General features: G+C 62.6%; 6 protein-coding genes. 4 read left to right on the top strand and 2 right to left on the bottom strand.

Annotated elements, in window-relative coordinates; translation table 11 throughout:
• Positions 1-500: 500 nt before the first annotated feature.
• The 3 genes from hrpB (at position 501) to ACIQWP_RS26190 (ending at position 4,970) form a co-directional block, all read left to right on the top strand.
• Positions 501-2,966 (top strand): ATP-dependent helicase HrpB, encoded by a 2,466-nt coding sequence (hrpB, locus tag ACIQWP_RS26200; RefSeq protein WP_402793821.1) that lies wholly within the window; start codon positions 501-503, stop codon positions 2,964-2,966.
• Between the two features lie 47 nt (positions 2,967-3,013).
• The gene (locus ACIQWP_RS26195; protein ID WP_402793820.1) at positions 3,014-4,306 is read left to right on the top strand and encodes an ActS/PrrB/RegB family redox-sensitive histidine kinase; all 1,293 of its coding nucleotides are present in this window, start codon (positions 3,014-3,016) and stop codon (positions 4,304-4,306) included.
• Between the two features lie 76 nt (positions 4,307-4,382).
• Positions 4,383-4,970, top strand: coding sequence for an ActR/PrrA/RegA family redox response regulator transcription factor (locus tag ACIQWP_RS26190; RefSeq protein WP_402793802.1), 588 nt, complete (start codon positions 4,383-4,385; stop codon positions 4,968-4,970).
• Between the two features lie 61 nt (positions 4,971-5,031).
• Here the strand turns inward: ACIQWP_RS26190 and ACIQWP_RS26185 are convergent, their stop codons facing one another.
• Positions 5,032-5,520, bottom strand: a complete 489-nt coding sequence (locus ACIQWP_RS26185; RefSeq protein ID WP_113233570.1) for an MmcB family DNA repair protein — start codon at positions 5,518-5,520, stop codon at positions 5,032-5,034.
• A gap of 179 nt (positions 5,521-5,699) precedes the next feature.
• On the opposite strand from ACIQWP_RS26185, the gene ACIQWP_RS26180 reads away from it, so the two are divergent.
• Positions 5,700-6,392 (top strand): L,D-transpeptidase, encoded by a 693-nt coding sequence (locus tag ACIQWP_RS26180; RefSeq protein ID WP_402793798.1) that lies wholly within the window; start codon positions 5,700-5,702, stop codon positions 6,390-6,392.
• Between the two features lie 82 nt (positions 6,393-6,474).
• Here ACIQWP_RS26180 and ACIQWP_RS26175 read toward each other — a convergent pair whose 3' ends face one another.
• Positions 6,475-8,643 (bottom strand): malate synthase G, encoded by a 2,169-nt coding sequence (locus ACIQWP_RS26175; RefSeq protein WP_402793796.1) that lies wholly within the window; start codon positions 8,641-8,643, stop codon positions 6,475-6,477.
• Positions 8,644-8,704: the final 61 nt, after the last annotated feature.

The raw sequence follows: 8,704 nt of genomic DNA, 5'->3' as shown, positions 1-8,704 counted from the left end.
AGGAAACACTAGAGCGAAAGACTTCGTCGCCAGCAGCGCCGCCGCCCTCGTTCAGTGATCGGGCTTATAGACCCTACCTCCGAACCAAGTCAACACTCCAACTGTAAAAATTCTGACATTTTTCTAAACACCTGATACAAAACAATAATTTGTAACAGAGCCAGAAATGTAGGGCGATTTTACCAGATTGGATGCTGTTTCCGGATTTATTTTACGCCTTTTGCCAGAATCGTCCAGATGCCGGCCTGCAAACCCTGCTCAAACACCCTTACAGGCGCACCAGCCCTAGGGATCATTGCCAGCCAAACGCCCAGCACCTAATAAACATCGAACACATGAGGCAAGCGGAGCCTCTTGCTTCTCAATGGAGAGCGGGCGCAGCGGCGCTGGCCCGGCCGATATTGGGCCAAGCCATAGCCTTCCTCTTCGCCGGCGGCGGCATCAGGCCGGCCCGGCGCCATCTTATACATAATACGGAGCCTGCGGGCGTGACATATAGAGTGCCTCCACTACCCGAACTGCCGGTCTCGCATGTTCTTGCCGATATCGGCATGGCGCTCGCCGGCCAGCGGCGGGCCGTGCTTTCCGCGCCGCCCGGCGCCGGCAAGACGACGCTTGTGCCGCTTCATCTCCTCAGCCAGGCTTGGCACGGCGATGGCAGGATCATTCTTCTGGAGCCGCGGCGGCTGGCAGCAAGGGCGGCAGCCGCCCGCATGGCCTCGCTGCTGAACGAACAGGTCGGCGACACAGTCGGCTACCGTATGCGGCTCGACAACCGCATCTCCGCCAAGACCCGCATCGAGGTGGTGACGGAGGGCGTGTTCGCGCGGATGATCCTCGACGACCCCGAACTGTCAGGCATCTCGACCGTCATCTTCGACGAATTCCACGAGCGCTCGCTGGATGCGGACTTCGGCCTGGCGCTGGCGCTCGACGTGCAATCGGCGCTGCGGGAGGATCTGCGCATTCTCGTCATGTCGGCGACGCTGGACGTCGCGCGTGTCGCGACCTTGCTTGAGCATCCGCCCGTCATCGAAAGCATGGGCCGCAGCTTTCCGATCGATATCCGCCATCAGGACCGACCCGCGGGAGAGCGGATCGAGGACACGGTGACGCGGGCGATCCTCGCTGCGCATATGAGCGAACAGGGCTCGATCCTCGCCTTCCTGCCGGGACAGGCAGAAATTACCCGGACGGCGGAACGGCTCGAGGGCCGGTTCGGACCGGAAACGACGATCGCGGCGCTTTATGGCAATCTGAGCCAGAAGGAGCAGGACGCGGCGATCCGGCCCGCGCCGACGGGCACGCGCAAGATCGTGCTCGCGACCTCGATCGCCGAAACCTCCATCACCATTGACGGCGTGCGCATCGTCATCGACAGCGGCCTGCAGCGCCTGCCGGTTTTCGAAGCCTCGACAGGCATCACCCGGCTCGAGACGGTGCGCGTATCGCGCGCCTCGGCCGATCAGCGCGCCGGGCGTGCCGGACGAACCGAGCCAGGCATTGCCATCCGCCTGTGGCATCCCGGTCAGACGGCGGCATTGCCGGCCTTCACGCCGCCCCAGATCCTTTCCAGCGACCTTTCCGGTCTCGCGCTCGACCTCGCCCATTGGGGCGTGCAGGACCCGGCAACGCTTGCCTTCGTCGACCAGCCGCCGGCGGTTACGCTTGCCGAGGCGCGGGCCTTGCTGCGGCAACTGGGAGCGCTCGACCAGGAAAACGGCTTGACGGCGCACGGCCGGCTGATGCGCGAACTGGCACTGCCGCCACGGCTGGCGGCCATGGTGATCTCGGCCGCTAGATCCGGTCAGGCGCGCGAAGCGGCATTGCTTTCCGTGCTGTTGACGGAACAGGGGCTTGGCGGACAGGGCATCGACCTCGAAGAAAGACTGCGGCGCTTCAAGACGGAGAAGGGTGAGCGGGCGGAGGCGGCGCGCCGCCTGGCCGGACGCCTCGCCCAAGCCGCCGGCAGCAGCAGTAGCCCCGTCTCCGTCCCGCCCCAGCTCGCCGGCACGCTATTGCTGCATGCCTTTCCCGACCGGATCGCCCTGCAGCGCGGCGGGCGGGGACGTTTCGTCATGGCGAATGGGCGCGGCGCGGAACTGCCCGAGACCGAGCGGCTTGCCGGCTCGCAGATGCTCGTCATTGCCGACCTGACCGGTCGCGCGGCGCAGGCCCGCATTCTCGCGGCGGCGGAGATTTCCCGCACCGATGTCGAAGAGCATCTGCCGGGCGAGATCCGCACGGAAGATCAGAGCTTTTTCGACAGAGCGAGCCGACAGGTGCGGGCGCGACGGGCAACACGGCTCGGCGCCATCATCTTCGAGGAAACGCCCCTGCCGCGCCCTTCCGGCGAACAGGCCGCCAAGGCGCTTGCCGACGGCATTCGCGAACTGGGGATCGACGTTCTGCCCTTTTCCAAGGAGGCGGCGCAGCTGCGAGACAGGATCGGCTTCTTATACAGGACGATCGGCGAGCCCTGGCCCGATATGAGCGACGAAGCCTTGGCTGCACGGCTCGACGAATGGTTCTCACCGTTTCAGGCCGAGGCGCACGGCCTCTCGGACATATCGGCCGGCGGGCTTTCCAATGGGCTGATGTCGCTGGTGCCGCATGAGCTGCAGCGCGATCTCTCCAGGATGGCGCCGACGCATTTCGAGGCGCCGACCGGCCAGCGCCATCCCATTCAATATGATGGCGAGGAGCCATTGTTGACCATTCGCGTTCAGGAGCTTTTCGGGTTGAAGCTGCACCCGGCGATCGGCGGCGGCAGGCTGCCGCTGGTGCTTGAACTGACGTCGCCGGCGCACCGCCCCATCCAGACGACGCGCGACCTGCCCGGTTTCTGGGCCGGCTCCTGGAAGGATGTGCGCGCTGACATGCGCGGGCGCTATCCAAGACATCCCTGGCCGGAAGACCCGGCCGAAGCATTGCCGACCACACGCGCCAAGCCACGAGGGACCTGACGATGGCACGCTTCTTCCGAGGACTGGAAAAACTCTCCGAAGCAGAGATGAAGGCGCAGGAGGGCCATCACACCAGCCGGCGGCTGAGGCTGCAGACGCTGGTGCGCCTGCGCTGGCTTGCCGTCGGCGGCCAGACGGTGACCGTGATGATCGTCGCCTTCTGGCTGAAATTTCCGATGCCGCTCCTGCCTTGCTGCGTGCTGATCGCCTGCCTTGCCTGGATCAACTTCTTCCTGACGCTGCGCTATCCGCCAACGCACCGGCTGGAGCCGCCGGCAGCCTTCGCCCTGCTCAGCCTCGACCTGCTACAGCTCTGCGGGCTGCTGCTGATCACCGGCGGGCTTGCCAATCCCTTCTCGGCGCTGGTCTGCGTGCCCGTCATCATCTCCTTCGCCTCGCAGCCGATCCGCTACAGCATGCCACTGATCCTGCTCGCGATGATCTGCATCACCGGCCTTGCCTTCTCGCCATTTCCCCTGCCCTGGTACGGAGGCGTCGCCGTCAACGTGCATAGCGTGATGCAGCTCGGCGTCTGGTGCTCCATCGCGTCCACCATGGCCTTTGCCGCCTTCTATGCCTATCGCGTCTCGATGGAGGCGTCACAGCTTGCCGATGCGCTCTCGGCAACCGAGCTGGTGCTGCAGCGGGAAAAGCATCTGTCGCAGCTCGACGGGCTGGCGGCGGCCGCAGCACACGAACTCGGTACGCCGCTTGCGACGATCAGCGTCGTCGCCAAGGAGATGGAGCGCGAGCTCAAGGAGGATGACCGCTTCCGCGAGGACGTGGCGCTGCTGCGCAGCCAGAGCGAGCGCTGCCGCGACATCCTGCGGCGGCTGACGACACTCTCCTCCGAGGACGAGGCGCATATGCGGCGGCTGACGCTATCCTCGATGATGGAAGAGATCATCGCGCCGCATCGCGAATTCGGGATCAACCTGGAATTCATCGAAAAGAGCCCGCGCTCGGGTGAACCTGTCCTCAGCCGCAATGCCGGCATCATGTACGGCCTCGGCAATCTCATCGAAAATGCTGTCGATTATGCTCGCAAGACGGTGACCGTCACTGTCGAATACACCGTCGAGACGCTGACGATCCTCATCGAAGATGATGGCAGCGGCTACTCACCGGAAATATTGGCGCGGATCGGCGAGCCCTATGTCACCTCGCGCCAGCGCGACGACACGGCAGGCGGCCTCGGCCTTGGTCTCTTCATTGCCAAGACGCTGCTCGAACGCTCGGGTGCCGCACTTTCCTTCGGCAATCGCGATCCGGAGACGCCGGGCGCACGCATCCGCGTCGAATGGCCGCGCGTGTTAATCGACAGTAATTCGACAAAATGATTTTCGCGGCTTAAAACTGCGATCGTCAAAAATCGGTAGAATATGCAGGCGGATGACCGCCGGGATAGAAGATAGAATGACGGATAAAGAGAGCACTGCCCCGGAGGCCGGGGCAAAGGATGCGGTAGCCCATATAGGCCCGGACGCCACTTTGCTGATCGTCGATGACGACGGCCCTTTCCTGCGCCGGCTGGCGCGTGCGATGGAAACGCGCGGCTTCGTCGTCGAGACGGCGGAATCGGTGGCGGAAGGCGTTGCGAAATCCAAAGCCAACCCGCCAAAGCACGCCGTGGTTGACCTTCGCCTCGGCGATGGCAACGGACTGGATGTGATTGAGGCAATCCGCCAGCGGCGCGACGATACGCGCATCGTGGTGCTGACAGGCTACGGCAACATCGCGACGGCGGTAACCGCCGTCAAGCTCGGCGCGGTCGACTATCTCGCCAAGCCCGCCGATGCCGACGACGTCTATGCCGCGCTGACGCAGCGCCCCGGCGAGAAGGCGGAAGTGCCCGAGAACCCGATGTCGGCGGATCGCGTGCGCTGGGAACATATCCAGCGCGTCTATGAAATGTGCGAGCGCAACGTTTCCGAAACGGCGCGGCGGCTCAACATGCATCGCCGGACGCTGCAGCGCATTCTTGCCAAGCGCGCGCCGAAATAGAGCACTTCCAGGAAAAGCGCGCAGCGGTTTCCCGACCGGAATTGCGCTGGAGAGAGCTAACCTATTCGGAAGCGAAAGACTTGCCCGTCGCCCATTCGGCCAATAGCAGGCGCTGGGCGGCGGCACGCGAGAAATTGAGTGTCACCGACTTGCGCGTCGCGGGCGGCAGGCGATGCTCCGGCGCCTCGCGAAGCATGTGGGCGCCGTAACCGTCGGACAGGAACAATCCGCAATCCTCCGGGAAGATATCCAGCGGCACGTCCTTGTGGGTGGCAAAAAACATCCGGTCGCAATGCTGCCGGTATTCAGGCCATTTGCGGTCGACGCGGAAATCCTCGATCGACGTCTTGATCTCGATGATCCAGATCTCGCCCTTTTCCGAAAGACTGATGAGATCGGCGCGGCGGCCGCTGGCAAGCGGCAGCTCGGGTAGCACTGCGTGGCGCATGTCGTGCAGTAATAGTTGCACGCCCTTGCGTACAAGCATGGCGCGTTCCGACTGCCGGCCATCTATTAACGGATTGTTATTGTAAACGTTCAAAATCGTCATGAATTGCCTCGGGGACGGGCAAGCATTGTTGCAAAAAAACCATGTCCCTCTAATTTGCGCGCCGGCGCTATTTTGTAGCCCCGCAGCAGCTTGCAAAGTTTAGTTTAATGGAAAATAAACCGTAGACAAAGATGATCAATAGTCATCCGTCCCCTGCCACGAAATTTCAAGAGACTTCCATGCGCACCCGTAATGCTATGACCGCACTCGGCCTTGTCGCAATGCTCGCATCGGCTGGTTATGCCACCACTGCCGCAGCCAAGCCCTCCGCCATTGCCAATCCCGCCGCCACCGCCGCTCCCGCGGCCGATACCATCAAGACCTTCGATGGTGACTATGGCATGACGAGCGACAACGGCTTCGAATTGCCGGCGATCCCGATCCAGAGGGTGAAGCCGCAGTTCCGCCGCCAGATCGTTTCCTACAAGTCCGACGAGGCTGAAGGCACGATCATCGTCAACACGCGCGAGCGCCATCTCTACTACATTCTCGGCAACGGCGAAGCCATGCGCTATGGTATCGGCGTCGGCAAGCAGGGCTTCTCCTGGTCCGGCACCGCCTATGTCGCCTGGAAGCAGGAATGGCCGAACTGGCATCCGCCGAAGGAAATGGCGGTCCGCCGTCCGGAAATCGCCAAGTATGTCGATGGTGGTATGAACCCGGGCCTGTCGAACCCGCTCGGTGCGCGCGCCATGTATCTCTACAATGACAAGGGCCAGGACACGCTGTTCCGCCTGCACGGCACGCCGGAATGGGCTTCGATCGGCACCGCCGCTTCCTCGGGCTGCATCCGCCTGATCAATCAGGACGTGATCGATCTCTATAGCCGCGTTCTGCCGGGCCGCAGCACCAAGGTCATCGTCATCCAGTAACACTGGGCATTCGAATTGAAAAAGGCCGCCGGATATCGATCCGGCGGCCTTTTTGTTTGCGTTTTTGTATCGAGAAGCAGGCCTATACGGCTTGCTTCGCCTTCAGCTCGATACGTCGGCGATGCAGGACTGGTTCGGTGTAGCCGTTCGGCTGCTTGCGCCCCTTGAGGACGAGATCGAGCGCCGCCTGGAAGGCGATCGAACCATCGAAGTTTCCGGCCATGGCGATGTAGCTGGGATCATCGGAATTCTGCTGATCGACCACGGTCGCCATGCGCTTCATCGTCTCGACGACCTGCGCTTCGGTAATGACCTTGTGGTGCAGCCAGTTGGCCATGTGCTGCGCCGAGATGCGCAGGGTGGCGCGATCTTCCATGAGGCCGACATTGTTGATGTCGGGAACCTTGGAGCAGCCGACGCCTTGATCCACCCAGCGGACGACATAGCCGAGGATGCCCTGGGAATTGTTGTCGATCTCGCGCTGGATTTCCTCCGGCGCCCAGTTCGGCCGCGAAGCGACCGGCACGGAGAGGATATCGGAGAGCCTGGCGCGGCCGCGGCTCTTCAGCTCCTTCTGGACTTCTGCGACGTTGACGCGGTGATAATGGGTTGCATGCAGCGTCGCCGCCGTCGGAGACGGGACCCAGGCGGTGTTGGCGCCGGCTTTCGGATGGGCGATCTTCTGCTCGAGCATGGCCGCCATCAGATCCGGCATGGCCCACATGCCCTTGCCGATCTGAGCGTGGCCCGAGAGCCCGCATTCCAGGCCGATATCGACGTTCCAATTCTCATAGGCCGCGATCCAGGCGGCCTGCTTCATATCACCCTTGCGGATCATCGGGCCGGCTTCCATCGAGGTATGGATTTCATCGCCGGTGCGATCAAGGAAACCGGTATTGATGAAGACGACGCGCTCACGGGCGGCGCGGATGGCTTCCTTGAGGTTGACCGTCGTGCGGCGCTCCTCGTCCATGATGCCCATCTTGATCGTGTTGCGCGCCATGCCGAGCAGATCTTCGACGCGGGAGAAGATGTCGACCGCGAAGGCCACCTCTTCCGGGCCGTGCATCTTCGGCTTGACGACATACATCGAGCCGGTGCGGGAATTCTTGCGGCGGCCGTTCGGGCCGATGTCGTAGAGCGCGATCAGGCCGGTGATGACGGCGTCCATGACGCCTTCCGGCACCTCGTTTCCATCCCGGTCGAGAATGGCCGGGTTGGTCATCAGGTGGCCGACATTGCGCACCAGCATCAGCGAGCGGCAATGCAGATCGAAGCTGCCGCCATCCGGTGCGGTATAGGCGACATCGGGGTTGAGACGGCGCGTAAATGTCTTGCCGCCCTTGGCGACTTCCTCGGTCAGGTCGCCTTTCATCAGGCCGAGCCAGTTGCGGTAAACCTCGGCCTTGTCCTCGGCATCGACGGCGGCGATCGAATCCTCGCAGTCCATGATCGTCGTGATTGCCGATTCCAGCCGGACGTCGGAAATGCCGGCCGGGTCGGTCTTGCCGATCGCCGTGCTCGGATCGATGACGATTTCGATGTGGATGCCGTTCTGCTTCAAAAGAATATGCGTCAGGGTGGCGGCGTCCCCGAGATAGCCGGCGAAATGGCTGCCATCGGCGAGCTTCACGGCGCCGCCCTTGGTCGCGATCGCCAGGGCGCGATCCTGGACCGCAAGGCCGGTAACGTCCTTCCAGCTGGCACCAGCAAGCGGTACGGCGGAATCGAGGAAATCCCGGACCCAGGCGATAACCTTCTCGCCGCGCTTGGGGTTATAACCCTTGCCTTTCTCGGCGCCGTCGGTCTCGGGAATGGCATCGGTGCCATAGAGGGCGTCGTAAAGCGATCCCCAGCGGGCATTGGCCGCGTTCAAAGCATAGCGGGCATTCATGACGGGAACGACGAGCTGCGGGCCGGCAATATGGGAGATTTCTGGATCGACATTGGCGGTCGAGACGGCAAAGTCCGGGCCTTCGGGTACGATATAGCCGATGTCGCGAAGGAAGGCCTCGTAGGCAGCAAGATCGACGGGCGCGCCGTTCTTGCGATACCAGTCGTCAAGCGCTGCCTGCATGCGGTCACGCTTGGCAAGCAGTTCGCGGTTCCTCGGCGCGAGATCGTGGACGATCTTGGAAAAACCAGCAAAGAAGGCATCGGCATCCACGCCCGAACCCGGCAGTGCCTCCTTGACGAGGAAATCGTAAAGGACAGGTTCGATCTGAAGCCCGTGTTTCTCAATGCGGCTCATGCCATATACTCCTCAAGGCCGTTCTACGGCTCAATTTTTACATGTTGCCACTTTGCTCAGA

It is taken from the genome of Rhizobium sp. NPDC090279, from assembly GCF_044769665.1.
In the GTDB taxonomy this organism is placed as follows: domain Bacteria; phylum Pseudomonadota; class Alphaproteobacteria; order Rhizobiales; family Rhizobiaceae; genus Rhizobium.
This window is presented reverse-complemented; position numbering and strand designations above follow the sequence as displayed.